The organism is Stappia stellulata (assembly GCF_020176715.1).
Taxonomy (GTDB): domain Bacteria; phylum Pseudomonadota; class Alphaproteobacteria; order Rhizobiales; family Stappiaceae; genus Stappia.
Map to the genome: position 1 here is coordinate 15,387 of NZ_JAIVMF010000016.1, position 23,607 is coordinate 38,993.

The following is a 23,607-nucleotide window of genomic DNA, read 5'->3' on the forward strand; positions in this document are numbered from 1 at the left end:
GAAGCACTATGGGCCAGGTCCGTCACGGAAGCGCCACGACCACCCACGCTGTCAGAGCAGCACTACAGCGATTGCAAGCTTCGATCGCGGAGTTGAGCCGAGAACTGGGGATCAATCCCAAGACCGTTGCAAAGTGGCGGAACCGGGAAACGGTCGAGGATAGGAATGCGGGACCGAAGGAGCCTCGCTCAACTGTTCTCAGCGAGGTGAAGGAAGCCCGATCCCAAATCACAGCATGGAAGGACGACTACAACCGAAACAGACCTCATTCATCCTTGGGCAATCTCACGCCCTACGAATTCGCATTGAAAATGACATTGCAAACACAGGCCGCATGAGGCCAAAAATCAACCAGCAGACTCCGCGCTAAGCCGGAAGAGGATCGGGTCTCAGGTCAGCATCAAGAAATGGCTTAAGACTAGAATCGGTTCGAGCGCTCAGCATTCTCTACGGAGATACCGTCGTACAATACTGTGTAAAATAGGGTGTATGGGTACGCAAGCTGGGTACTGTCGTGGGTACGCAGTAGATCTGTTAATCTCATTAAGACTTTGAAATTTATAATCTTTTTTATCTATGAAAAATTTGGTGGAGCCGAGGGGAATCGAACCCCTGACCTCTGCAGTGCGATTGCAGCGCTCTCCCATCTGAGCTACGGCCCCGTCGCGCGCTTGGCGCGTGAGCGGCATTTAGGGGAGGGGCGGGTGTCCTGTCAAGGGCCTGCCCGGCGGGGCGCGTTTGCCGCGCGCGTCGGCCCGGGAACGGCGATTTGTCTCTCGGCGCAAGGCCGCGATTCGCCTTGCGCCAGGCGGGAGGGTGATGAAGTGCAAGGGCGCGGGGCTGCGCTCGCCGGGGCGGGGACCGGAGGGGGAGGAAGGCCGTGTCGGACCCGGCTGGCGGCGCGCAGGAGATGCGGCAGCCGGGGGAGCGGGGCCCCTGTCGCCGGTCTGCGGCAGGCGATCCCCGGGGGGCGGCGTAACCATGCGTGTCTGCGGGGCTGTTCCCGACCTTGCGGCGGAGCGGCGCGCCGGCTACATCATGATCAGTCAAACGATCCTTGGACCGAGCCGGAGCCTCCCCGCCCATGCGCGCCATTCTCGACGTCGTTCTCATCATCCTCAACATGTACACATGGGTGATCATCGCCAGCGCGATTTTCTCCTGGCTGTTTGCCTTCAACGTGATCAATTCCAGCAACCAGTTCGTCGCGACGATCGCCCAGCTGCTCTACAATCTGACCGAGCCGCTGCTGCGCCCGATCCGTCAGCGCCTGCCCAGCATGGGCGGCCTCGACATTTCGCCGATCGTGCTTCTGCTCGGTATCTTCCTGCTCCAGCGCATCATCGTCTATTACCTCTATCCCAACGTTTTTTGATCCGGGCGCACGCCTTTCCGGCCGCTCCTGACGCAGATACGCCATTTCCTGCCGCTTGCCTGCGCTTCGGGCGCGGGCCGTCGGGCCCAGACTGGGATCGGCATTGCGTTTCAGTTCCTCGGAGGTTTCATGTCCGCTACGCTTATCGATGGCAAGGCACGCGCCGCGCGTTTGCGCGCATCCGTCGCCCAGGCGGTGACCGGGCTCAAGGCCGCGCCCGGGATCGTGCCGGGCCTTGCGGTCGTGCTCGTCGGCGACGATCCGGCAAGCCGGGTCTATGTCGCCAACAAGGTGCGCCAGACCGAGGAATGCGGCATGCGCTCCATCGAGCACCGGCTGCCGGCGGATACCTCGCAGGACGAGCTGATGGCGCTGGTGGCAAGCCTCAACGCCGATCCGCAAGTCGACGGGATTCTCGTGCAGATGCCGCTGCCCGCCCATCTCGACACGGATCAGGTGGTGCTGGCGATCGACCCGGAAAAGGACGTCGACGGCCTGCATCCGCAAAACGCGGGGCGGATCGTTCTGGGCGCCGAGGGGCTGGTGCCCTGCACGCCGCAGGGCTGCGTCCTTCTGGCGCGCGAGGCGCGCGGCGACCTGAGCGGTCTCGACGCGGTGGTGCTCGGCCGTTCGATCCTGGTCGGCAAGCCGGTGTCGCTGCTGCTGCAGAATGAAAATTGCACCGTGACGATGGCTCATTCGCGCACGCGCGACATCGAGGCGGTGTGCCGGCGCGCGGACATTCTGGTGGCCGCCGTCGGCCGTCCGGAAATGGTGCGCGGCAGCTGGATCAAGCCGGGCGCGACCGTGATCGATGTTGGCATCAACCGGGTGCCCGCGCCCGACAAGGGGCCGGACAAGACGCGGCTTGTCGGCGATGTTGCCTTTGCCGAGGCCGCGGAGGTCGCGAGCGCGATCACGCCGGTGCCGGGCGGTGTCGGGCCGATGACGATTGCCTGCCTGCTCGCCAACACGGTGGTCGCGGCGTGCCGCCGGCGCGGACTGACAGTTCCCGAGATGTAGGCGCTGCCAGTTCGCAGGCCGGTTCAGAACGAAAAAGCCCCGCGCGAGACGATCGCGCGGGGCTTTTTTCTTGAAGAGATGCGGCTGGGGTCGTGTCTCAGGCGCGGCCGACCCGGGGCGAGGCGCCGAAATAGGAAAGCAGCAGCCGGTAGGGCAGCAGCAGGGCGGCGGCGACAAGGAGCTTGACCGCCAGATCGCCCGCGGCCCAGGACAGCCAGCGCGGGACTTCGAGGCCGAAGACGCCGAGGAACGGGGCGGTGCCGGTGGCGAAGTCGTCGCCATAGCCGAGCAGCGGCGTGGCCGCAGCGGAAAAGGCGATGCCGAAGAACAGCGCCGTGTCGAGCACCGAGGCGGTTGCCGAAGACAGGATCGGCGCCTTCCACCAGGCCATGCGGCGCATGCGGTCGAACAGCACGATGTCGAGCAGATGGGCGAAGAGGAAGGCCGAGCCCGACGCGATGGCGATGCGCGGCGTCGCCAGGAAGATGGAGAGCGCGACAGCGAGCGCGAAGCCGACGAAGACAACCTTGCGCGCGGCGGCGGGGCCGAAGCGGCGGTTGGTCAGATCGGTGACGAGGAAGGCCGCCGGATAGGTGAAGGCGCCCCAGGTCAGCAGGTCGGCGAGGTTGATCCCGCCGAGGGTACCGGAGACCGGATACTGGACGAGGATATTCGAGGCGACGACAACCAGCGCCATCGCCAGGATCGCCTGAAGGGCGCGTGCCGCGGTGAAAGTGCGAAAATCCATCATGTTCGACACTCCAAGGGTCGCCACGCTCGCCGCGCTTGGCGGATCCGGCGGCTTCGGGAAACCGGGCAGTGCATCGAGGTCGTGCTGCCGCCCGCCACAACGGCAAAAAGAGGCGCAGGGCGCCTCTTCGCTCAGATCATGTTCGCTCAGCGTGGCCGGGTCTCGCCACCTGTGCGCAGTGCACGAGGCGGCGGTGCCGGGTCGCCCGGATCGGAAAGCCGCATTGTTGCGCCGGTGGCGACAGCGGTGCGGCCGGTGCCCGATCGATCAGGCCGCGGCTGCGGCAGCTTCCGCCAGGCGGCGCTTGATCTCGGTGCGCAGGATGCGTGCCTTCGGCGACAGCTCGCTTTCGGCTGCCTTCAGCAGGAAGGCATCGAGACCGCCACGGTGCTCGACCGAACGCAGCGCATGGGCGCTGACGCGCAGCTTGTAGGTTGCGCCAAGCGCATCCGACAGGAGCGACACGTTGCACAGGTTCGGGAGGAACCGGCGGCGCGACTTGTTGTTGGCGTGGCTGACGTTGTTGCCGGTCATCACGTCCTTGCCGGTCAATTCGCAACGGCGGGCCATGGGACACCTTTTGTTTCTTGCCCGCGTCATGAGCGGGCGGTTACGTTCACGGGGTTGTGGCCCCGGCTGAGAGAATGCCAAGCGTACGCGGACCCCTGTGGTCCGGCGCAAGCGGCCGGCATTGGATGAAAAGTTGGCTTGCTATAAGGGGCAACGGCGCCGCCGTCAAGGCATCATCCGTGCCGGCGGGCGTGCGACGCCTGCGCGAAAGATCGCCGGCGGATTGCAGCAAACATTTGCGGTCCATTAACCATGCGGTTACCGTGGAGGCACACAATCGGTCGAAAGAGCCCGGTGCGATTTGCACAATGCGCCGGTCCGCAGAGAATTGAGGGTCCGGAGTCGTTCCGGTCCGGAGCCGGCAGCCCGGGTCCGTCGTCCTGTCATGGCATAGTGCGATGGCTGGAGAAACGGGTCGCGGCTATGGCAACAGCAGCGTTTCGAATTCCGGCCGATGTGGCCGCGCGCCGTGTGAGGATCCGATGTCCAGGATGATGTGCCTCTTCCGCCGCTCCATGCGGTTTGTCGCCCCCGTGGTCGCCGGCGGCGCACTCGCCGCGCTGGCGTCTGCCGCCCAGGCGGAAACCACACGGCTCGGCGGCGTCTATGACGTCTCGGTCTCCGGCTTCAAGATCGCCCGGGGCTCGCTGTCGCTCGTGCTGCAGAAAAACGCCTATTCCGCCAAGGTGGGAATGGAGCCGGCCGGCATCGGCACGCTGTTCTCCACCGGCAAGGGCGGTGCCGAGGCCTCCGGCTGGGTCAACGGCAGCGGCGTCGTTCCCTCGCGCTACAAGATGGCGTCGCGCGCCGCCGACCGGGATTTCTTCGTCGATCTGGCGCAAGGCTCGGGCCGGGTGCGCGACATGCGCGTCACGCCGCAGTTCAAGCCCAACCCCGAGCGCATCAAGGTCCGCTCCAAGCACAAGCGCAACGTGGTCGATCCGCTGAGCGCGATCCTCATGCCGGTCAAGAGCGCCAGCGGCACGCCGGACGCCTCCGTGTGCAAGCGCCGGATCCCGGTGTTCGACGGCTGGACGCGCTTCGACATCCAGTTGAGCTACAAGGGCATGAAGGATGTGTCCGGACGCGGTTACGACGGCAAGGTCGTGGTGTGCTCCGCGCGCTGGATCCCGGTCGCGGGCCACCGTCCCTCGCGCGCCTCGGTGAAATACATGGCCGAGAACCGCAAGATGGAAGCCTGGCTGGCGCCGATCGGGTCGGGCCGGGTGTTTGTTCCCTATCGCATCGCCATGGGCACGAAAAGCGGCACGCTGGTGGTCGAGCCGCGCAAGCTGGATATTTCCAGCGGTCGCGACCAGGCCTCCCGCTGACGGCCATCTGACGCGCGGCCGACAGGCGCTGCGGCGGGATATGACTGTCATGTCCCGAACCGGCATGTCTTGACAGGGCGGGCCGGTCTCGCCAGTGTCGCGCCGCAATCCGCGCGGGATGGACTGGCCCTTCCCGCACAGCGTCTGGACCCACTTGCAATGCACAGTTTTCTTGAGTTCGAAAAGCCCGTCGCCGACCTTCAGGGCAAGGTTCACGAGTTGCGGGCCGTTGCCGCCAGCGGCGAAACGGTCGAAGTGTCCGACGAGATCGAACGGCTTGAAAAGAAGGCGGAACAGGCGCTTCGCGATCTCTATGCGCGGCTGACGCCCTGGCAGAAGACGCTGGTCGCCCGCCATCCCGACCGTCCGCATGCGGTGGATTACATCACCGGACTGATCGAGGACTTCACGCCGCTGGCCGGCGACCGAAGCTATGGCGAGGACGCCGCGATCATCGCCGGCATCGGTCGCTTCCGCGGCCGGTCCGTCGCCGTGCTCGGTCAGGAAAAGGGCGCCGACACGCAATCGCGCCTGAAGCACAATTTCGGCATGGCCCGCCCCGAGGGCTACCGCAAGGCAGTGCGCATCATGGATATGGCCGAACGGTTCGGCCTGCCGCTTGTCTCCTTTGTCGACACAGCCGGCGCCTATCCCGGCATCGGCGCCGAGGAGCGCGGGCAGGCGGAAGCCATCGCCCGCTCGACGGACGCGGGCCTTGCGCTTGGCGTTCCCAACATCGCGCTCGTCATCGGCGAGGGCGGCTCCGGCGGCGCCATTGCCATTGCGACGGCCAATCACGTGGCGATGCTCGAGCATGCGATCTACAGCGTGATCTCGCCGGAAGCCGGTGCGTCGATCCTGTGGCACGACAGCGCCCGGGCGCAGGATGCGGCCACCAACATGAAGATCACGGCGCAGGACCTGATGCAGCTCAAGGTGATCGACGAGATCATCGAGGAGCCGCTCGGCGGCGCGCATCGTGCGGGCGAGATCGTCGTCGACCGCGCGGGCACGGCCATCGACGCGGCGCTGGCCCGCTTCGAGGGCATGGACGCAGCAGAGCTGCGCGCGCAGCGGCGCAAGAAGTTCCTGGCGATCGGCCGCAGCCTGTAGCCCCGGCGCCACGCCGGGTGCAACTCTGCGCCTTTGCCGCCAAAACGCCAGAATTGTGAGTCAGCACAAGGCTCAAGGGCTTCCGTCCGCTCCGGTTTTTACGGAGTAACCGATGGTAAACGCTCTGTGACTAGCCTTTTTCATTGAATTGACCGCAAGGTTGCGGGCATCGAAAGCTGAGGCAGGTAATCGGCATGGCGCAGGGCATCGCACGGGTTCGCAGCGCACCGTGGAAAACGCTGGCAGTGATGGCTCTTGCCGGGTTCCTGGCCGCCTGCCAGGCAGACGAGCTTGGCTACGGTCCCAAACACAAGCGCCCGGTCAGTGCCGAGGTCAAGCGCGAGATCACGCGCCTTGGCATGGATCTCAAGAGCCCGATCATGTTGCGGATCTTCAAGCAGGAGTCCGAGCTGGAGGTCTGGAAGCAGACCAAGACGGGCCGCTACGCGCTGCTGGAAACCTTCGAGATCTGCAAGTGGTCGGGAGAGCTCGGCCCGAAGTTCAAGGAAGGCGACCGTCAGGCGCCGGAGGGTTTTTACGAGATCACCCCGGCGCTGATGAACCCGAACTCCAGCTACCATCTGGCATTCAATCTCGGCTATCCGAACCGCTACGACCGGGCACACAACCGCACCGGCTCGCACCTGATGGTGCATGGCGCCTGCTCGTCGCGCGGCTGTTATGCGATGACCGACGCCCAGGTGCAGGATATCTACGCGCTGGCGCGCGAGAGTTTTACCGGCGGGCAGCGGTCCTTCCAGGTGCAGGCCTTCCCCTTCCGCATGACGGCGGAAAACATGGCCAAGCACCGGGACAACGAGCATTACGCCTTCTGGCAGATGCTGAAGCGCGGACATGACCATTTCGAAGTGACCAAGGTCCCGCCGAAAGTCGAGGTCTGCGAGAAGCAATATGTCTTCGACGCGACGCCGCTGGTGGAAGGCGTCCCCTTCCGCGCGACGGCGAAATGCCCGGCCTATGACGTTCCCGACAGTATCGAGGTTGCGGTCAACAAGATGCAGCAGCGCGACGAGGAAAAGGTCCGCCAGATCGCGGAAGCGGAACTCCGCGCCGAGAAGCGCAAGGCGCAGCTTGCCGCGATCTTCGGCGGCGGCAGCGACGCCAACGCCGCGCCGGTCGATCCGGCAGCGGATGTCCAGCCGACGGCCCCGGTCGCCTCCGGTGCCGGTGTCGCAACCGCAAGCGCGCCCGCAGCCCAGCCGGATCAGGCCGCAAGCCAGACCGCCTTCGCGCCCGAGCCGGCCCCGGCCAAGAGCAGTGGCGGCTTCTTCAGCCGGATCTTCTCCAGTGGCAATGACGCGCAGAACGCAAGCGTCGGCACGGCCGATCCGGATGCGCCGCTGCCCGCAGCAAAGCCCTGATCGGCGGGGCCGCGCCGCGCCCCGGACCCCTGCCGTTCCAGTTCACCTCGTGCCCTGCGGCGCGCATGGCTCTTGTGGTTCCCCGCCTTGGCGTCGGAACGCTTCGCCCGCCGTCAGGCCCAGATCGCCATGCGCAGCCCTTTGGCGTCGCGCTCGAACGCGGGCGGAAAAGGCATCGCCTCCCCATCTGCAATCCGTTGCGCGATCACCGCATTGACGCAGGCGTCGATCAGGTCGTCGCGCGCCGCCCCGCGCGGCGGGCGGGCGTTGAGAAACGCTTCGGGAAACCCGTGGCCCGCTAGCAGTGCCGCGCGCTGGTCGAGGCCGGCGGGACTGACCGCGCTCTTGACCTTCTTCGGCAGGCTCATCGGCGCTTCGCCGTTGAGCCGCCAGAAGGCAAGTTCCGGGTGGACCTCGTAGACGCGCGCCTCAAGGTCCGGCGTCATCAGCGCGTCGATCTCCCGGATCTTGGGGAACAGGTAAAATGCCTGTTTGGAGACCTTTTTTGGCGGGTCGGAGGTGGCAAGCGCCACCGCGCAGGCCTCGCGGTAGTCGGTGCAGGCCACGGCCGCGCGAGACGGCACGGAAAACACCGAGGACTGGCGCTGGCCGAGATGCGGGCGCACGCAGCGCTCCGGTCCCCGACCGCCGATGCCGGCGCGGTCCGGCAATCCGATCGGCATGTCGACCGCGATCACGGCAAGGGTCTCATCGGCGAGGATGTCGCGGAACTGCGGAACGACGGCGACGGTCGGCGCGGCGGTGCCTTGAAGCGGGCGCGTGACCACCAGCCATCCGGCCTTGCAGCCGTCGACGCCGGCAACGCGCCGGGCGGTCGCGTCGTCACTCATGCGCGGATCGGCGCGTCCATCACCCGCCGGCTCGAGACAAGAGCCATCGGCTGCACCAGGGCTGCCTGCTCCCAGGAGATCAGCAGGTCGCGGGCGCCGCGTTTGACCGAGCGGGCGACCAGCTCGAACACCGAGGCGGCGGAGCGCTTGAGCGCGATTTCGTCCGGGTGCCCGGCCAGCAGGTTGGCGGTGAACAGGGCGGCCATCAGGTCGCCGGTGCCATTCGGCGCATCGGCGATCGCCCCATGCTCCGCCGCGATGGCGGATTTTTCGTCGACCAGGAGGTTGGAGACGGAATTGCGCCGCATGGCCGGCGCCGAGGTGACCAGCACCCGGGCGGGGCCGAGGGAGCGCGCCGCCGAGATCGCGTCCATTTCCGTCGACACGCTGCGCCCGGACATCCATTCCAGTTCGAAGAGGTTTGGGGTCGCGATATCGGCCAGCGGCAGCAGCCTATCGCGCATGGCGGCGGCGGTTTCCTCGGCAACATAGAGGCCGGCGCGGTCACCGCTCACCGGATCGCAGACATAGAGCGCCTGCGGATTGGCCTTGCGCACGGCCGTGACCAGCCGGGCGATGTTGCCGGCCTGGGCGGCGCTGCCGAGATAACCGGAGACCACGGCGCCGATGCCGGAGAGGCCATTTGCGCCGATCAGGTCGTCGACCAGCGCGGCAAAGGTGACGTCGTCGGCGACATGGCGCTCGCCGCGTCCCTGACCCGGGTGCCACGGCAGGAGCACGGTCGGCAGGAACCAGACGCGATGGCCGATGCGCTCCAGCGCGAAACTTGCGATGCGCCCGCCCACGGCGCCGCGCACCACCTGCGAATTGACGACGAGAATATCCGCCCGGGCGGGGGGCGGCGCGGGCGCGCTCATTGGGCGGCGGACCGCGCGTCGCCGCCGAAGCGGGTCTCGATATAGTCGTCGACCATCTTCTTGAAGTCGTCGGCGATGTTGGCGCCGCGCAGGGTGGCGACCTTCTTGCCGTCGACGAAAACGGGCGCTGCCGGCGTCTCTCCGGTGCCGGGCAGCGAGATGCCGATGTCGGCGAATTTGCTCTCGCCCGGTCCGTTGACGATGCAGCCCATCACCGCGACGTTGAGGGTCTCGACGCCGGGGTATTTCTCCCGCCACACCGGCATGGAGACCCGCAGGTTGTCCTGGATGTCCTGCGCCAGTTCCTGGAACACCGTCGAGGTGGTGCGCCCGCAGCCCGGGCAGGCCGCGACGACCGGAACGAAGGAGCGGAAGCCCATCACCTGGAGGAGTTCCTGCGCCACCTGCACCTCGCGGGTGCGGTCGCCGCCCGGTTCCGGCGTCAGCGACACGCGGATGGTGTCGCCGATGCCCTGCTGCAGCAGGATGCCCATGGAGGCGGCCGAGGCGACGATGCCCTTGGTGCCCATGCCCGCCTCGGTGAGGCCGAGGTGGAGCGCATAGTCGCAGCGTGCCGCCAGATCCGCATAGACCGAGATCAGGTCCTGCACCTGGCTGACCTTGGCGGAGAGAATGATCTTGTCGCGGCCCATGCCGAGCGCCTCGGCGCGTTCCGCCGAGAGGAGCCCTGAGCGGATGATCGCCTCGCGCATCACCGCGTCGGCGGGGGCGGGGGCGGCAAGCTTTGCGTTCTCGTCCATCAGATGGGTGAGAAGCTCCTGGTCGAGCGAGCCCCAGTTGACGCCGATGCGCACCGGCTTGTCGTGTTTCAGCGCGATCTCGATGATGTCGGAGAACTGCCGGTCGCGCTTGTCCTTGAAGCCGACGTTGCCCGGATTGATGCGGTATTTGGCCAGCGTCTCGGCGCAGGCCGGGTGATCGGCCAGAAGCTTGTGACCGATATAGTGGAAGTCGCCGACGAGCGGCACATGGCAGCCGATGCGGTCGAGCCTCTCGCGGATGCGCGGCACGGCGGCGGCAGCCTCGTCGCGGTCGACGGTGACGCGCACGATCTCCGAGCCGGCCGTGGCGAGCGCGGACACCTGCGCGACGGTGGCGTCGATGTCGGCGGTGTCGGTGTTGGTCATCGACTGCACGACGACCGGCGCGCCGCCACCGACCGTGACCGAGCCGACCTTGACGGGCACCGAGACCCGGCGCGGCGCCGGTCCGCTGCGTTCGCTGTGGCTGTGGAGGTCGCTTTTCATGGGGTCAATCCAGTCATGGCGTTCGATCCGTCCGGGAGGCCAAGTCGGCCGCTGCGCCCGCGCGAAATCCTCACGGACCTTGGGTGCAGACTAACGCCGTTTGAATAGGGCGCGCCACCCTTGTGCGCAAGGGGCGCGCGCCATGCCTTGACCCGGACCGTGCAAACCCGCATCTGAAAGGAAACGGGGAGACAGGCATGCTTCTGGTGGTTCTGAGCCGCACGCTCGATCTGGCGCGCAAGCGTCTTGCGACGCTGTTCGCGTCCGGCTGGGGCTACATGCTCCTTCTCGTCCTGCTGAACGTGGCGATCAGCTCCGCGCTGATGCCGGCGGAAGGCTTCACCACCGGCTCCTACATGATGGAGCCCATCGTGGAGGGAACCGAGACCGCCGAGCGCGAGGCGGCCCTGCGGCTGCTGGCCGTGATTGCCAATCTGCTTGCCGGCTTTTCCATCGGGGTCGCCTATCTGCGGCGCATTCTTCTCGGCGCGCGCGAGTTTCCCCTCGCCTTCGGCGCGCGCAATCTCCGGGTTGCGTGGAAGCTTGTGATCCTCGGTCTCCTTGGCGTGCTGATCCTGCTGCTGCTCGTCATGCTCGGCGGCGTTCTGGTGCCGCTTTTGGGGCCGATCGGGGTCTTCGCGCTCATCGCCGCGCCCTTCGTGGCGCTGATGCTGGTGCAGCGTCTCTCGCTGGTGCTGCCGGCGGCCGCGCTCGACGATGACATGACGCTGAAGGAATCCTGGGCGCTGACCCGCGGCATCGGCTGGGCGCTGGCGGTCGCAGCCCTTGCCGTGACGCTGCTTGCCGGCATCGGCGTCTGGATCTGGTCGCTGGTGCTGATGCTGCTTGGCGCACTGATCAGCGATATGGGCGCGCTCGCGCAATTGTACTCCGCGCTGTTTCCCATGGGAGCGATGGTGATCGTCACCTGGCTCTTCGCCAACCTGCACACGACGGCCTATGCACTTGCACGCGAACGCTATGCCGAGGAGGTCGGTCTCAAGACGGCGGAACTGGCCGAGGCTGAAGTGCGCCGCCGCAAGGCGACGCGCGAAACGGCGGCGCGGGCCGTGGATGCCGTGCGCGGTCTCTCGGACAAGCGGCGGCGCTGACGCGTTCGTTTGGAAAAGTCACGGCTGACGTCGGTTCCTGCCGTCAACCGCCTTGCCTCTGCGCGCGCAGGTTGGAATAGTGCAACCCTGTTTCAACCGTCGCGCGGCCTGCTGCCGTAACGGTTACTGGTGTTTTCGGGGGATTCATGCTGTTCAAGACGACCGGCCGGCTTTTTATCGGCGCGTTCAAGGCGCTTTTCGCCAACTTCGAGACCTTCCTCAAAATCTGCTGGGCCTGGTTTGCGATCTTTCTGATTGGCCAAGCGGTGCTGTTCGGCCTCGCGCCCCAGGAGCCGTTCGCGTTCAGCGTGGCCCATTTCGCGGCGACGCTTGTCTTTGCCGCTGCCTATATCCTCGGCAATGCCTCCATTGCGGTTGCCTGGCACCGTTGCCTGCTGATGGAGGAGCGGCCGGGCTGGCTGCATCTCACCGTCGGCGGCCGCGAGCTGCGCTACGCGGGGAAGTTTCTCGTGGTTATGCTGATCATGATGGTCCTGATGATCCCGGTGGGGGCCCTAGCCTTTGTGGTTGCCACGCTGGGCGTCTTGACCTTTGTCGTCATGACGGCTGCGGTTGTCCTGGTGGTCCTTCCCTTCATGCTGCGGTTCAGCCTTGTTCTGCCCGCCGTCGCGCTGGATGAACCACTCGGCTTCGGCGAGGCGTTCAGCGACAGCGAGGGGTTGGGTTTGCCGATGTCCTTCGCGGCGACCGGTCTTTCGCTCGTGATCGGCGGTGGGACCTTCGTCGTCGGTCTGCTCGCGGCCGGGGGGGCGAGCGTCTTCGCGGGCATCGCGGTGTTCATTCTCACCCTCGCCCTGCAGATCTCGGCAACGGCCCTGCAGGTCAGCGTCTTGACCGGCGGCTATTACATCCTGCGCGAACGGCAGATGCCGTCCGGCGGCGGACCGCAAGTGCCGGAGGACTGAGCTGTCCGCCCGCGCGATAGGCGATCTCGGCCGACGCACCTTGTCGCGTGGGGCTTCGCGGCCCATGTTGCAGTGCAATGCGATCTCATGTTCTATGAGCGCCGGCGCGCCGCGTGACGGTTCGGGCGGCCATGGCGACGAAGGGGAATTTCATGCTCAGCTCCAAGACGGCTCTTGTCACCGGTTCGACCTCCGGGATCGGTCTCGCGATTGCGCAGACCTTTGCCAAGAACGGCGCCAATGTCGTAATCAACGGCTTCGGCGACGCGGAGGCCATCGAGAAAGAGCGGGCAGGCATCGAAAAGGAACACGGCGTCAAATGCGTCTATTCCGGCGCGGACATGACCAAGCCCGACGAGATCGCCGCGATGATGGGGGAAGCGGTCGAGACCTTCGGCGCGGTCGACATCCTGGTGAACAACGCCGGCATCCAGTATGTCTCCAAGATCGAGGAGTTCCCGGTCGAGAAATGGGACGCGATCATCGCGATCAATCTGTCCTCCGCCTTTCACACGATCCGCGCCGCCGTGCCCGGCATGAAGGAAAAGGGCTGGGGCCGGATCATCAACACGGCGTCGGCCCATGCGCTGGTCGCCTCGCCGTTCAAGAGCGCCTATGTCGCGGCCAAACATGGCATCGCCGGGCTGACCAAGACGGTCGCGCTGGAAGTCGCGCAGTCGGGCATCACCGTGAACGCGATCTGTCCGGGCTATGTCTGGACGCCGCTTGTCGAGGCGCAGATCCCCGACACGATGAAGGCGCGCGGGCTGACGGAAGAACAGGTGAAGCGCGACGTGCTTCTTGCCGCGCAGCCGACCAAGGAATTCGTCACCGTCGACCAGGTGGCCGCCATGGCGCTCTATCTCACCTCGGACGCCGCCTCCTGCATCACCGGGTCGCTGCAGCAGCTCGACGGCGGCTGGGTGGCGCAGTAACGGGCGAGCGGATCTCCGGTCGCCGTCGAACCATCCTCGCACTCAAGGGTGCCCCATGACCGCACAACCCAAGGCGATCAATCTGGCGCTCCAGGGCGGCGGCGCCCATGGCGCCTACACCTGGGGCGTGCTCGACTGGCTGCTCGAAAGCGAAAATTTCGTCATCGAGGGCGTCAGTGGCACCTCGGCCGGTGCCATGAACGCCGTCGTGCTTGCCGACGGGCTGCACAAGGGCGGACGCGAGGGCGCGCGCGAGGCGCTTTATCGCTTCTGGAAAGCGGTGAGCGACCAGGCCTGGCTCAGCCCGATCAAGCGCACGCCGATCGACATGATCATGGGCGAGTGGAGCCTCGACATGTCGCCAAGCTTCATCGCCTTCGATCTCGCCTCGCGGTTTTCCTCTCCTTACGAGTTCAATCCGCTCAACATCAATCCCTTGCGCGATGTCGTCGAGGCCTCCGTCGATTTCAACGCGGTGCGCGCCTGCGACAGCATCGCGCTCTTCGTCGCCGCCACCAATGTGCACACCGGCAAGATCCGGGTGTTTTCGGGTGCGGAGGTCGATCTCGACGCGGTGATGGCCTCGGCCTGCCTGCCGCATCTCTTCCAGGCGGTGGAGATCGACGGCGTGCCCTATTGGGATGGCGGCTATATGGGCAACCCGCCGCTGTTTCCGCTGTTCGGCGCCACGGACACGAGCGATACGGTGCTCGTGCAGATCAATCCGGTGGAGCGCGTGGAGACCCCGAAGAGCGCGCGCGAGATCCTCAACCGGCTGAACGAGATCACCTTCAACTCCACACTGATGCGCGAGATGCGGGCGATCGAATTCGTCACCCGGCTGATCGAGGACGGCAAACTCGACCGCAAGGACTACAAGAAGGTCCACATTCACCGGATTTCGGCGGAAGGGCTGAAACCGCTGCAGGCCTCGTCCAAGGTCAACGCCGAATGGCGCTTCCTGAAGCACTTGCACGACATCGGCCGCGATGCCGCGAAAGCCTGGGAGGCGGAAAGTTTCGACGCCATCGGCAATCGCTCGAGCATCGATCTGCGGGCGGAGTTCCTTTAGCCGCCCCCATGGTGTCGGGCGGGCGATTCGCCTCAACGAAATATTTTTTGCGTTTCTGTGCACCGCTCGGTTGCGCGCCGGCGCAGCGTTAACGGCCGCTTAATCCTTCGGGCCGCTGCGTTGCGAAGTGCAAGGCGCAAAGGTTAGCAAATCCCTAAGGGCTTCAATATCTTGTGGTGGGTGTCGAACCGCGTGCCGCATCTTGAAACGACAGCGTGCCAACCATTTGGCAAGGGTTTTGCCGCATGATTGGCACGCTGATAGTCAGGTAGTGCGTCGTCAGCACTTGGCGGACGAGGGAAGGCGGCAAATGCGACCCCGCTGTCTTCCTTCGTCCCGCCGGCTTCTCAAGCCACAGGCCCCGACGAGACCGGCAGGGCCGGTCCGCGACACCGCGATGACTTGCGCCGAGCACTTGAGCGTCGGCTGCGCGTTCCCCGGCACAATATGCAATGGCGGCCTTGCGTCAATGCGCGCCGGGCAACGACCGCCTGTAAAGGTTACCGGGTAATAACGATTCGCGCATTCTGTTTGCCGTTCTGCTTGATCAGCGAGAACAGCCGGCGCGCGTTTTCGGGATGCAGGCGCACGCAACCGTGCGACGCCGGACGGCCGAGGCTCTTGATCGCCGTGGTGCCGTGAATGGCGTATCCGCCGTAAAAGAACACCGAATAGGGCATCGGCGAATTGTCGTATTTGCGCGAGAAATAGCGCACATGCATGCGTCCGGGCCGGAAGGTGCCGACGGGCGTGCGATAGCCGCGCCGGGCCGTGGAGACCGGCCAGGTGGCGGTGTGGCGGCCGTTGACATAAATCTTCATGCGCTGGTCCGACAGGTCGATGCGGGCGACGACACTGGCGGCTTTGGCTGCGGGCGCGGCCAGCGCCATCGCAAGCACGAGCATCAAGACGCCGGCGATTGGCAGGATGCCTGCCCGAACAGCGTTTGCGGTTTTCATGAGAAGGCCCTCCCAAGCCGCCGGGCCCGCCCGCTTGCGGGCCGGAGCCGCAGTATATCCGCATTCCCGTTTCGTCACACCCAAAGGACAGGCGGTTGGTGCGACCGCGTGCCGGACAAGCTCCCGGCCGGGAGCGGGCCGCCGCTCCGGCACTCTCTTGAGGATTGCCGGAGCGGGGTAAGGTCTCGGCGAGGCTTTGGCCTTACAATGACCCGCGTTTGCCCCCAAATTAAAGGGAGGCACACCATTTCGAGAGGATCCCATGAGACGCGCATTCCCAGTCACGCCTGCGGCTTCGGCCGTCCTTGCCCTCCTGCTCGGTGCCGGCCTGCCGTTTGGACACGCGGCTTTTGCGCAAACGGCGCTGGACGGGTTCAGGGACAATGGACAGTGCCCGCGCTGCGATCTGCGGCTGGCGGAAATGCGCGGGATCGCGATCGAGAAGGCAAATCTATCAAGAGCCATCTTGCGCGAGGCCGACCTGAAGGAGGCCTCGCTGGTCGAGGCGGACCTGAGCGGCGCGGATCTCCGGCGCGCGGAAGTGGAGCGGGCCGACCTGTCGCGCGCCAATATGACTGGCGCATCGATGCGCGGTGTCGACCTGGAAAAGGCGATCCTCGCCGGCGCGCAGTTCAACGACGCCGACCTGCGCGATGCGGATATGGCCGAATCGGACCTGACCGGCGCCTCGCTTGCCGATGCGGACCTGCGTTTCGCGTTGCTGGTACGGGTGCGGGCGGACGGCGCGTCGTTTCGCGGTGCCAAGATGGAGGCCGTCAATCTGGAGCGGGCGGAGCTGTCGGGGGCCGATTTTACCGGCGCCCGGCTGAAATACGCCGACTTCGACCGGATCGAGGCGGAAGGGGCGAGTTTTCGGGATGCCGATCTCACGGGCGCGCATTTTTCCAGCGCGAACCTCACGGGTGCGGATCTCACCGGCGCGCAGCTTGAGGGAACGCTGTTTCGCCGCACGCGGCTCGTCGGCGCGGATCTTACCGGCGCGCGCGGTCTGGACAGGGCACGCATGATCGGTGCCTGCGGCGATGCCAGCACCAGGCTTCCCGACGGGATGGCGATCGAGGTCTGCGACGATCTGCGCAACTGATGGCGGCGCGGCCATCGTTGCCGCCTGATGCGTCTGCCCCATGAAAAAGCCGCCGACCGGGACCCCGGCGGCGGCTTGTTTCGTTTCGGGCTGTCGTGCAGCCGGTCAGTCGAAGAGATCGAAGGCGAAGCGATAGGTGACGCCGGCGCCGATCGAGAACTGGTCCTCGTTGCCGCCGCGCACGATCGGGCTGTTCTTGGCGTCGCCGATGAACCGGTCCCAGCCGGCTTGCAGGTGCAGCGCGGTCGTGTCGGACACGGCGTAGCTCGCCCGCCCCAGAATGCCGAGCGACTTGAAGCCGCCACCGGCGTTATAGGCCGTCAGGGCGCCGCCCGAGGCTGCTGCCTCGGCCGCGGTCACGCCGAAATAGGTGCTCATGTAGTCGCCGGAGGCAAAGTCGGCGCGCGGGCCGATGCTGAGCTGCAGCCGCTCCATTGGATTGAAGATCACGTCCGCGCCAATCTGGCCGACCTGGCCGGAGTGCCCGTTGATGCCCTGACGCAATTCGACGAAGGCGCGGAACCAGTCATAGCGGAAGCCCGCCCCCAGGCCGAGTTCCAGCGCCCAGTCGACGGTGCGCGTGCCGGTCAGCGAGGCGCTGTCGGAGGCCTTGCGCTCGCCGACGTAGTTGAACGAGGGGAAGAAGAAGACGCCGCGCGTCTTGGTTTCGCCATCCGCGACCTGGCCGAAGCCGGGCAGATAGAACCGGCCGACGGAGATGATCGGCATCGGCATGACCAGGAGCTTGTCGGCGCCTTCGTATTTCGGCTTGGCGAGCGCGCCGACGCCCAGGTCGATCACATATTGTTTCTGCGGCACCGGCAGATCGTCCGGCGGGGCAAGTCCGTCCTGCGCGCCGGCAGGAGCTGCGAGCGCCAGGGTCGCGACGCTGGCAAGAACGGTCAGAAGCTTGAAATTGCGCATGTTTGGTTGGCCCGCTCCGGCAGACTGAAAGGATTTGAACTTCTATACGCTGTTTCTCGGGCAAATACGCTAACGCGCGGGCGATTTGCGGCGAGTGTTGCACTTGTGCACTGCGGCGGATCACAGGTCCTTGGTCAGTCTGAGCGCCTCGTAGATCGCGGCGTGGATGTTGCGCGAGGCGACCGCGTCGCCGATGCGCGCAAGCAGGAAGGCGCCATCCGGATTGGTCTCGGAAAACGGCAGGGCGCCCCTCGCCGCGATCACCTTGGGCCAGTCGATGGCGCCCAGGTTTCGCGAGGCCGGCTTGAGCTCCAGATAGAGGTCGTCGAGCGGCAGGGTGCCATGTTCGACGACAACCTGGTCCACCCGGCGGAGGTGGGTCTGCGGCGAATAGTCGGAGCCGAGCGTCGCGACCAGCTCGTTGCCGTCACGCGCGATCCCGGTCAACCGGGTGTTGATGGTGATGCGGGTGCCCGCCTCATGGAAGAGCCTGGCGTAGGGCACGTGGTTGAGCCCGCCCATTTCCGGCGCGAAGAACCGCTCCGGCGTGACGATCTCGACCTCGGCCCCCGCGTTTGTCGCGGTTTCGGCGGCCTGCATGCCCGGATGGCCGCCGTTGTCGTCGAAGACGAGCACGCGGGCGCCTGGCTTGACGTCGCCCGAGACGATGTCCCAGGAGGACACGGCAAGCTCCGCGCCGACGTCGAGCGCGCCGGTGTTGGGCAGGCCTCCGGTCGCGATGATGACGACATCGGGAGCGAGTGCCAGCACGTCGGCGGTCTCCGCCCAGGTGTTGAAGTGAAAGCGCACGCCGGCGGCATTGCAGGCCGCCAGCCGCCAGTCGATGATGCCGATCAGCTCGCGCCGGCGCGGGCTTTGCGCGGCAAGCCGCACCTGCCCGCCGGCATGGGGAGCGGCCTCCAGCACCGTCACGTCATGGCCGCGTTCTCCGGCAACGCGGGCCGCTTCCAGGCCCGCCGGTCCGGCGCCGACAATGACGACGCGTCGGGGCGCCGCGCCGCTCTTGGCGATCACATGCGGCATGGTCGCCTCGCGGCCCGTCGCCGGGTTGTGGACGCACAGCGCCTCGTGACCCTCGTAGATCCGGTCGAGGCAATAGGTGGCGCCGACGCAGGGACGGATCTCGTGCTCGCGCCGCTCGGCGATCTTCAGCGCGATATGCGGGTCGGCGATATGGGCGCGCGTCATGCCGACCATGTCGAGCTTGCCGTCCGCGATCGCGTGGCGCGCGGTGGCGACATCGGCGATGCGCGCGGCGTGAAAGACGGGAAAGCGCGTTTCGGCCCGCACCTCGCCGGCGAAATCGAGATGCGGCGCGGAGCGCATGCCCTGGATCGGGATCACGTTGGCCAGGCCGGCATCGGTGTCGATGTGCCCGCGGATGAGATTGAGGAAGTCGATCTTGCCGTCGGCGACGAGGCGCCGGGCGATCTCGACGCCTTCGGCCCGGGTCAGCCCCTTGTCGAAGGCTTCGTCGGCGGTCATGCGGATGCCGACGATGAAATCGGCACCGACGCGGTCGCGGATCGCCGCGAGGACGGCGCGGGTGAACCGCAGCCGGTTGTCGAGCGAGCCGTTGTGGTGGTCGTCGCGGTGGTTGGTGGCGGGCGACCAGAAGCCGTCGAGCAGATGGCCGTAGGCCTCAAGCTCGATGCCGTCGAGACCGGCCGCCTGCATGCGCTCCGCCGCATCGGCATAATCGGCGAGAATGCGCGCCAGATCCCAGTCCTCGGCCTCCTTGGGAAAGGCTCGATGCGCCGGCTCGCGGACCGGCGAGGGGGCGAGCACCGGCAGCCAGTCGGCCTTGTTCCAGCCGGTGCGCCGGCCGAGATGGGTGAGCTGGATCATCACCGCCGCGCCATGGGTGTGGCAGTCGTCGACGAGCTCCTTCAGCCAGGGGACGATCTCGTCCCTATAGGCATGGAGATTGCCGAAGGCCGCCGGACTGTCCGGCGAGACCACCGCCGAGCCCGCCGTCATGGTCAGCGCGATGCCGCCCTTTGCCCGTTCCGCGTGGTAGAGCCGGTAGCGCTCCCTGGGCAGGCCGTCCTCGGAATAGGCCGGCTCATGCGCGGTCGACATCAGCCGGTTGCGCAGCTCCAGATGCTTGAGCCGGTAGGGCTGCAGCAGGGGATCCGTCGAGGTCATCGTGTTCGCCCGGTGTCTGGTCAGTACCACGCATCCTCCATCGCTGCCTTGCGGCGCGCAATGAAATCCGTGAGTTCCGCTTCCACGGCAACATCCAGCGGCGGTGCCTGGTAGTCGGCCAGCATCGCCTTCCAGCGGGCGTTGGCGCGGGTCGCCGCGTCCTTGCCGCCGGCATCCTCCCAGGTCTCGAACGGGTCGTTGTCGGCCAGCTCGCTGTCCCAGAAACAGGTCTCGTAATTCGCCATCGTATGGGCGCAGCCGAAGAAATGGTTGCCGGGACCGACCTCGGCGAAGGCATCGAGCGCCAGCGCGTTGTCGTCGACGGCAACGCCGGCGAGATAGCTGTGCAGCGCGCCGCACTGGTCGACGTCGAGCACGAATTTCTCGTAGCTCATCGACAGCAAGCCATCGAGGAAGCCGGCCGAATGCAGCAGGAAATTCGCGCCGCTTTGCACCGCCGAGAGCATCGACATGGCGCTTTCCTGCATGGCCTGGGCGTCGGGCAGCTTGGAGGTGGTGAAGGAGCCGGCACAGCGCAGCGGCAGGTTGAGGCGTCGCGCCAACTGGCCGACGACCAGCGAGCCGACCGCCGGTTCCGGCGTGCCGAAGGTGGGCGAGCCGGACCGCAGTGCCATGGAGGAGAGGAAGTTGCCGAAGATCACCGGCGCGCCGGGGCGCACCAGCTGGGTGAGCGCGCAGCCGACCATGGTTTCGGCGAGCGCCTGGGCGATGGCGCCGGCGGTGGTCACCGGCCCCATCGCGCCGCCGAGGATGAAGGGCACGATCACCGAGCCCTGGTTGGCGGCGGCATAGGCGCGGATCGCGCCCGTCATCGTCCCGTCCCAGACGAGCGGCGAATTGACATTGACGTTGCCCATGATCACGCAGTCGCGCTCGACGCGCTCCGCGCCAAAGACGATGCGGGCCATCTCGATGTTGTCTTCCGCGCGCTCCGGCGCGGTGATCGAGCCGAGAAAGGCCTTGTCGGAATATTTCAGGTGCGAAAACACCATGTCGAGATGGCGCTTGTTGACCGGAATGTCGGTCGGTTCGCAGACGGTGCCGCCGGAATGGTGCAGCCAGGGCGCCATATAGGCGAGTTTCACGAAGTTCTCGAAGTCCTCCAGCGTGCCGTAGCGCCGGCCCCGGTCGAGATCCATGACGAAGGGCGAGCCATAGGCGGGCGCGAAGGCCATATGCGGGCCGCCGATCTTCACCGAGCGGGCCGGATTGCGGGCGTGCTGGGTGAATTCGGCCGGCGCGGTCCTCAGGATCTCGCGCAGCATGCCGGGCTCGAAGGTGCAGGTGATGCCCTCACCGCCGGCGCCGGCTTGGCGAAACAGGCGCAGCGCCTCGTCGTCGCCGCGAAACTCGATGCCGACCTCGGCCAGGATCCGGTCGGCCGCCGCCTCGATGCGCAGCAGGCGCTCCTCGTCGAGGATCTCATACGGCGGTATGGCGCGGGTGACATAGGCGGGACCCGACAGTTTCGCGGCCGCGCGCCGGTCGCGGCGGCGGTCGCGCGCGCCGCGCCGGGGTGTGCCTGCGTCGGCGGCTTCGTTTGTGCCTCGCGATGTCGGAGCCAGTCCTGCAACAGCCATTGCGCTCTCCTCCCGGTCCCAGGTGGCGGGGCGGGGAAAGTCGCCCTCGACGCCTGTTTGCGATCAAAAGCCTAGCTGTTGCGAAACGTCGCGTAATGCTGGAAAAATCTCATGCGTGAGATAAGCTTGGCTTATGGAAAGCCTGCGTCATCTGCTCCCCTCCGCCAGCGCGCTGATCGCCTTCGAGGCGGCGGGCCGTCACGGCAGTTTCACCCGCGCCGGCGAGGAGCTTGGCATGAGCCAGGCGGCGGTCAGCCTTGCGGTGAAGGGACTGGAGGAAACGCTTGGCGTGCGCCTGTTCCACCGGCGGCACCGGCGGGTCGTGCTGACGGAAGCCGGCGCGCGGTTTCATGCGGATGTCGCGCTCGGGCTCGGCACGATCCGCAAGTCGGCGGAAGAGCTGCGCGCGCTGGGCACCGAGCAGCATGTCACGCTGTCGGCCTCCACCGCCTTCGCCAGCTTCTGGATGCTGCCCCGGCTGGCGCGGTTTCGCGAGGACCTGCCGGAGATTGACCTGCGCATCCAGACGTCCGAGCGGGATCTCGACATCGTGGCGGAAGACATTCCGCTGGGGGTGCGGTCCGGCGTCGTCGGCGGCTTTTTCGCCTATGACGCGGAGGTGCTGGCGCCGGAGCGGATCCAGCCGGTCGCAAGTCCCGCCCATGTTGCGGCGCATGGCCTGCCGGAGGGCGCCGAGGCGCTGGCCCGCCAGCGGCTCATTCATCTGGAGGAGCCTTACCGGCCCTGCACCGACTGGGGCGACTGGTTTGCAAGCGTCGGGTTGCCGCGCCCGGCGCGCGCCAGCGGGCTGCTGATCAACGATTATGTCCTGGTCCTGCAGGCGGTGATGGGCGGGCAGGGCGTCGCGCTCGGCTGGGAGCATCTCACCGACCGGCTGATCGGCGACGGATTGCTGGTTTGCGTCGACGACCATGTGCTGGAAACCGCGACGCCGTTCCAGCTGGTGTGGCCGCGCGACCGGGTGCTTCCGCCCTCCGCCGAACAGGTGCGCGACTGGCTGCTCGACCAGCGCGGCACCTGACCGGTTTCTTACCCGCTCCGGATCAGGCCGGACGGGTGCCGAGCGCCAGCTTGGTCATGCCCGGGATCAGCGGCTCGACGCCGACGTTCTCGAAGCCCGCCTTGACCAACTGCTTTTCCAGCCAGTCGGCGGCGATGGAACGCGCCTCCGGCGTGAAGGCGGTGTGCTGCAACTGCCAGAGTGCGGTGTTCTTCGGTCCTGCGCGGTCGCTGTCGACGACGAAGTCATGCACCATCAGCAGGCCGCCCGGCGCCAGGTGGTCGAAGGCGCGCTTGAACAGGTCCTCATGGGCGTGGTCCGGTACGCCGGAGAGCAGATAGGACATGAGGATCGCATCCTGCTCGCGCGGCCATTCGGTTTCCAGCGCATTGCCCTCCCGGTAGGCGATGCGATCCGACAGGCCGGCCTTGTCGACGAAGCTGCGGCCGAGTTTCGCCACATTGGGGAACTCGACGATGGTTGCCGAAAGATCGGGAAAGGTCTGGCACAGGGTGATCGCGAAGGCGCCGGTGCCGCCGCCGACATCGAGCAGCGTGCGGGCGTTGGCGAGATCGACCCGACGGGCAAGGCCAAGCGCGGGGCCGAGCGAGCCGGCGTGCTGGCTTTCCGAATAGAGCCGGGCTTCCTTGGGATCGGAAAACCACTCGGCATAGGAGGCGGTGGCATCCTCGGGCAGGTCGCCGGAGAGCGCCGGCTCGATCTGGTCCATCAGCGGATACATCTGCTGGCCGACCTGGAGGCGCAGGTAGTCGCCGAAATCATATTTCGCGCCCTTGACCAGAAAGCGCTCGGCCGCCGGCGAATTGCGGTAGGTGCCATCGACCCGCTCGACCAGGCCGAGCGCGGCAAGGGCCGTCAGCAGCGTGCGGCAGCGCTCGCCCGGAAGGTCGACCTTCTTCGCCAGCGCATCGACCGTTGCCGGGGCTTCGGCCAGTTGCGTGAAGATGCCGAAGTGAAGGGCAGCAAACAAAGCCTTCGAGCCCATGTAGCCAAAAGCAATATCCGAGATTTCTTCCGCTTCCGTAAGGGTCGGCATCGGTCTGTCGTCTCCTTGTCAATGTTCGCGCGGCGGCCCGCAAAGATCGGGCCTGCCGGATAAGCGCGATTTTTCTGTCATGGCCGGTCGCGGGATCGCATCCGGCTGGCACGTGGCGTGCCTGCAAAGGCTGGATGGTCTTGTTAATACGTTTCCATGAAACAATCCACCTTGCGTCAGCCGC

22 protein-coding genes and 1 tRNA gene are annotated in these 23,607 nt (G+C 66.4%); 12 read left to right on the plus strand and 11 right to left on the minus strand.

Translation table 11 applies throughout. From position 1 onward, the window contains the following. The first annotated feature begins 8 nt into the window (after positions 1-8). Entirely contained in the window at positions 9-338 is a 330-nt protein-coding gene (locus LC092_RS16585) for an integrase core domain-containing protein (RefSeq protein WP_224808368.1), read from the plus strand. A 248-nt stretch (positions 339-586) separates the two neighbouring features. On the opposite strand, the gene LC092_RS16590 is transcribed toward LC092_RS16585, so the two are convergent. Next, positions 587-662, minus strand: a tRNA-Ala gene (locus LC092_RS16590). Positions 663-1,084: 422 nt separating this feature from the next. Here LC092_RS16590 and LC092_RS16595 point away from each other — a divergent pair. Further along, on the plus strand, positions 1,085-1,375 hold the full coding sequence (locus LC092_RS16595) for a YggT family protein (RefSeq protein ID WP_224808371.1): 291 nt from the start codon (positions 1,085-1,087) through the stop codon (positions 1,373-1,375). 129 nt (positions 1,376-1,504) lie between these two features. After that, positions 1,505-2,398: a bifunctional methylenetetrahydrofolate dehydrogenase/methenyltetrahydrofolate cyclohydrolase FolD gene (folD, locus tag LC092_RS16600; protein WP_224808372.1), complete on the plus strand. Its 894-nt coding sequence runs from the start codon at positions 1,505-1,507 to the stop codon at positions 2,396-2,398. Positions 2,399-2,495: 97 nt separating this feature from the next. Here the strand turns inward: folD and LC092_RS16605 are convergent, their stop codons facing one another. Continuing rightward, positions 2,496-3,149, minus strand: coding sequence for a VUT family protein (locus LC092_RS16605; RefSeq protein ID WP_224808374.1), 654 nt, complete (start codon positions 3,147-3,149; stop codon positions 2,496-2,498). A 267-nt stretch (positions 3,150-3,416) separates the two neighbouring features. Beyond that, on the minus strand, positions 3,417-3,719 hold the full coding sequence (gene rpmB / locus LC092_RS16610; RefSeq protein WP_224808376.1) for a 50S ribosomal protein L28: 303 nt from the start codon (positions 3,717-3,719) through the stop codon (positions 3,417-3,419). 482 nt (positions 3,720-4,201) lie between these two features. Between rpmB and LC092_RS16615 the strand changes: the two genes are divergently transcribed. From LC092_RS16615 to LC092_RS16625, 3 genes are all read left to right on the plus strand, one after another. Further along, entirely contained in the window at positions 4,202-5,050 is an 849-nt protein-coding gene (locus LC092_RS16615; RefSeq protein WP_224808378.1) for a DUF3108 domain-containing protein, read from the plus strand. 159 nt (positions 5,051-5,209) lie between these two features. Then, positions 5,210-6,163 carry an acetyl-CoA carboxylase carboxyltransferase subunit alpha gene (locus tag LC092_RS16620; protein ID WP_224808380.1) on the plus strand — a complete coding sequence of 318 codons (954 nt, stop codon included), beginning with the start codon at positions 5,210-5,212 and terminating at the stop codon, positions 6,161-6,163. Positions 6,164-6,357: 194 nt separating this feature from the next. Continuing rightward, the gene (locus LC092_RS16625) at positions 6,358-7,545 is read left to right on the plus strand and encodes a L,D-transpeptidase family protein (protein WP_224808382.1); all 1,188 of its coding nucleotides are present in this window, start codon (positions 6,358-6,360) and stop codon (positions 7,543-7,545) included. A 113-nt stretch (positions 7,546-7,658) separates the two neighbouring features. On the opposite strand, the gene LC092_RS16630 is transcribed toward LC092_RS16625, so the two are convergent. The 3 genes from LC092_RS16630 to ispG are packed head-to-tail and all read right to left on the minus strand — an operon-like array spanning position 7,659 to position 10,542. After that, positions 7,659-8,396 (minus strand): DUF429 domain-containing protein, encoded by a 738-nt coding sequence (locus tag LC092_RS16630; RefSeq protein ID WP_224808384.1) that lies wholly within the window; start codon positions 8,394-8,396, stop codon positions 7,659-7,661. After that, the gene (gene pdxY, locus LC092_RS16635) at positions 8,393-9,274 is read right to left on the minus strand and encodes a pyridoxal kinase PdxY (protein ID WP_224808386.1); all 882 of its coding nucleotides are present in this window, start codon (positions 9,272-9,274) and stop codon (positions 8,393-8,395) included. The genes LC092_RS16630 and pdxY overlap by 4 nt, the downstream gene beginning before the upstream one ends. Next, positions 9,271-10,542 carry a flavodoxin-dependent (E)-4-hydroxy-3-methylbut-2-enyl-diphosphate synthase gene (gene ispG / locus LC092_RS16640; RefSeq protein ID WP_224808387.1) on the minus strand — a complete coding sequence of 424 codons (1,272 nt, stop codon included), beginning with the start codon at positions 10,540-10,542 and terminating at the stop codon, positions 9,271-9,273. The genes pdxY and ispG overlap by 4 nt, the downstream gene beginning before the upstream one ends. 197 nt (positions 10,543-10,739) lie before the next feature. Between ispG and LC092_RS16645 the strand changes: the two genes are divergently transcribed. The 4 genes from LC092_RS16645 to LC092_RS16660 all read left to right on the plus strand — a co-directional run bounded on the left by LC092_RS16645 (position 10,740) and on the right by LC092_RS16660 (position 14,587). Further along, on the plus strand, positions 10,740-11,654 hold the full coding sequence (locus LC092_RS16645; RefSeq protein WP_224808388.1) for a 4-hydroxy-3-methylbut-2-en-1-yl diphosphate synthase: 915 nt from the start codon (positions 10,740-10,742) through the stop codon (positions 11,652-11,654). Positions 11,655-11,800: 146 nt separating this feature from the next. Beyond that, positions 11,801-12,580 (plus strand): hypothetical protein, encoded by a 780-nt coding sequence (locus LC092_RS16650; RefSeq protein WP_224808389.1) that lies wholly within the window; start codon positions 11,801-11,803, stop codon positions 12,578-12,580. Positions 12,581-12,732: 152 nt separating this feature from the next. Next, positions 12,733-13,515, plus strand: a complete 783-nt coding sequence (locus tag LC092_RS16655) for a 3-hydroxybutyrate dehydrogenase (RefSeq protein WP_224808390.1) — start codon at positions 12,733-12,735, stop codon at positions 13,513-13,515. 55 nt (positions 13,516-13,570) lie between these two features. Next, on the plus strand, positions 13,571-14,587 hold the full coding sequence (locus tag LC092_RS16660) for a patatin-like phospholipase family protein (protein ID WP_224808391.1): 1,017 nt from the start codon (positions 13,571-13,573) through the stop codon (positions 14,585-14,587). A 500-nt stretch (positions 14,588-15,087) separates the two neighbouring features. Here LC092_RS16660 and LC092_RS16665 read toward each other — a convergent pair whose 3' ends face one another. Then, a complete protein-coding gene (locus LC092_RS16665; protein ID WP_318245932.1) occupies positions 15,088-15,546 on the minus strand; it encodes a L,D-transpeptidase in 459 nt (152 codons plus the stop codon). Positions 15,547-15,808: 262 nt separating this feature from the next. Between LC092_RS16665 and LC092_RS16670 the strand changes: the two genes are divergently transcribed. Then, entirely contained in the window at positions 15,809-16,651 is an 843-nt protein-coding gene (locus LC092_RS16670) for a pentapeptide repeat-containing protein (RefSeq protein WP_224808392.1), read from the plus strand. 105 nt (positions 16,652-16,756) lie between these two features. Here the strand turns inward: LC092_RS16670 and LC092_RS16675 are convergent, their stop codons facing one another. From LC092_RS16675 to LC092_RS16685, 3 genes are all read right to left on the minus strand, one after another. Then, a complete protein-coding gene (locus LC092_RS16675) occupies positions 16,757-17,575 on the minus strand; it encodes a MipA/OmpV family protein (RefSeq protein ID WP_224808394.1) in 819 nt (272 codons plus the stop codon). 120 nt (positions 17,576-17,695) lie between these two features. Beyond that, entirely contained in the window at positions 17,696-19,744 is a 2,049-nt protein-coding gene (locus LC092_RS16680) for an NADH:flavin oxidoreductase (protein ID WP_224808518.1), read from the minus strand. A gap of 20 nt (positions 19,745-19,764) precedes the next feature. Beyond that, complete coding sequence (locus LC092_RS16685) at positions 19,765-21,345, minus strand: trimethylamine methyltransferase family protein (RefSeq protein WP_224808395.1); 1,581 nt, start codon at positions 21,343-21,345, stop codon at positions 19,765-19,767. 133 nt (positions 21,346-21,478) lie between these two features. On the opposite strand from LC092_RS16685, the gene LC092_RS16690 reads away from it, so the two are divergent. Further along, on the plus strand, positions 21,479-22,387 hold the full coding sequence (locus tag LC092_RS16690; protein WP_224808398.1) for a LysR substrate-binding domain-containing protein: 909 nt from the start codon (positions 21,479-21,481) through the stop codon (positions 22,385-22,387). 22 nt (positions 22,388-22,409) lie between these two features. Here the strand turns inward: LC092_RS16690 and LC092_RS16695 are convergent, their stop codons facing one another. Further along, entirely contained in the window at positions 22,410-23,423 is a 1,014-nt protein-coding gene (locus LC092_RS16695; protein WP_224808400.1) for a methyltransferase, read from the minus strand. Positions 23,424-23,607 lie beyond the last annotated feature (184 nt).

Excerpts from the sequence above, each read along its gene's own strand:
- LC092_RS16670 (WP_224808392.1), top strand. The coding sequence starts at position 15,809 with ATGAGACGCGCATTCCCAGTCACGCCTGCGGCTTCGGCCGTCCTTGCC.
- LC092_RS16595 (WP_224808371.1), top strand. The coding sequence starts at position 1,085 with ATGCGCGCCATTCTCGACGTCGTTCTCATCATCCTCAACATGTACACA.
- LC092_RS16625 (WP_224808382.1), top strand. The coding sequence starts at position 6,358 with ATGGCGCAGGGCATCGCACGGGTTCGCAGCGCACCGTGGAAAACGCTG.
- LC092_RS16680 (WP_224808518.1), bottom strand. The coding sequence starts at position 19,744 with ATGACCTCGACGGATCCCCTGCTGCAGCCCTACCGGCTCAAGCATCTG.
- LC092_RS16605 (WP_224808374.1), bottom strand. The coding sequence starts at position 3,149 with ATGATGGATTTTCGCACTTTCACCGCGGCACGCGCCCTTCAGGCGATC.
- LC092_RS16660 (WP_224808391.1), top strand. The coding sequence starts at position 13,571 with ATGACCGCACAACCCAAGGCGATCAATCTGGCGCTCCAGGGCGGCGGC.
- LC092_RS16585 (WP_224808368.1), top strand. The coding sequence starts at position 9 with ATGGGCCAGGTCCGTCACGGAAGCGCCACGACCACCCACGCTGTCAGA.
- ispG (WP_224808387.1), bottom strand. The coding sequence starts at position 10,542 with ATGAAAAGCGACCTCCACAGCCACAGCGAACGCAGCGGACCGGCGCCG.
- LC092_RS16685 (WP_224808395.1), bottom strand. The coding sequence starts at position 21,345 with ATGGCTGTTGCAGGACTGGCTCCGACATCGCGAGGCACAAACGAAGCC.
- LC092_RS16665 (WP_318245932.1), bottom strand. The coding sequence starts at position 15,546 with ATGAAAACCGCAAACGCTGTTCGGGCAGGCATCCTGCCAATCGCCGGC.
- LC092_RS16615 (WP_224808378.1), top strand. The coding sequence starts at position 4,202 with ATGTCCAGGATGATGTGCCTCTTCCGCCGCTCCATGCGGTTTGTCGCC.
- LC092_RS16655 (WP_224808390.1), top strand. The coding sequence starts at position 12,733 with ATGCTCAGCTCCAAGACGGCTCTTGTCACCGGTTCGACCTCCGGGATC.
- LC092_RS16675 (WP_224808394.1), bottom strand. The coding sequence starts at position 17,575 with ATGCGCAATTTCAAGCTTCTGACCGTTCTTGCCAGCGTCGCGACCCTG.
- LC092_RS16650 (WP_224808389.1), top strand. The coding sequence starts at position 11,801 with ATGCTGTTCAAGACGACCGGCCGGCTTTTTATCGGCGCGTTCAAGGCG.
- LC092_RS16690 (WP_224808398.1), top strand. The coding sequence starts at position 21,479 with ATGGAAAGCCTGCGTCATCTGCTCCCCTCCGCCAGCGCGCTGATCGCC.
- folD (WP_224808372.1), top strand. The coding sequence starts at position 1,505 with ATGTCCGCTACGCTTATCGATGGCAAGGCACGCGCCGCGCGTTTGCGC.
- LC092_RS16695 (WP_224808400.1), bottom strand. The coding sequence starts at position 23,423 with ATGCCGACCCTTACGGAAGCGGAAGAAATCTCGGATATTGCTTTTGGC.
- LC092_RS16630 (WP_224808384.1), bottom strand. The coding sequence starts at position 8,396 with ATGAGTGACGACGCGACCGCCCGGCGCGTTGCCGGCGTCGACGGCTGC.
- pdxY (WP_224808386.1), bottom strand. The coding sequence starts at position 9,274 with ATGAGCGCGCCCGCGCCGCCCCCCGCCCGGGCGGATATTCTCGTCGTC.
- rpmB (WP_224808376.1), bottom strand. The coding sequence starts at position 3,719 with ATGGCCCGCCGTTGCGAATTGACCGGCAAGGACGTGATGACCGGCAAC.
- LC092_RS16645 (WP_224808388.1), top strand. The coding sequence starts at position 10,740 with ATGCTTCTGGTGGTTCTGAGCCGCACGCTCGATCTGGCGCGCAAGCGT.
- LC092_RS16620 (WP_224808380.1), top strand. The coding sequence starts at position 5,210 with ATGCACAGTTTTCTTGAGTTCGAAAAGCCCGTCGCCGACCTTCAGGGC.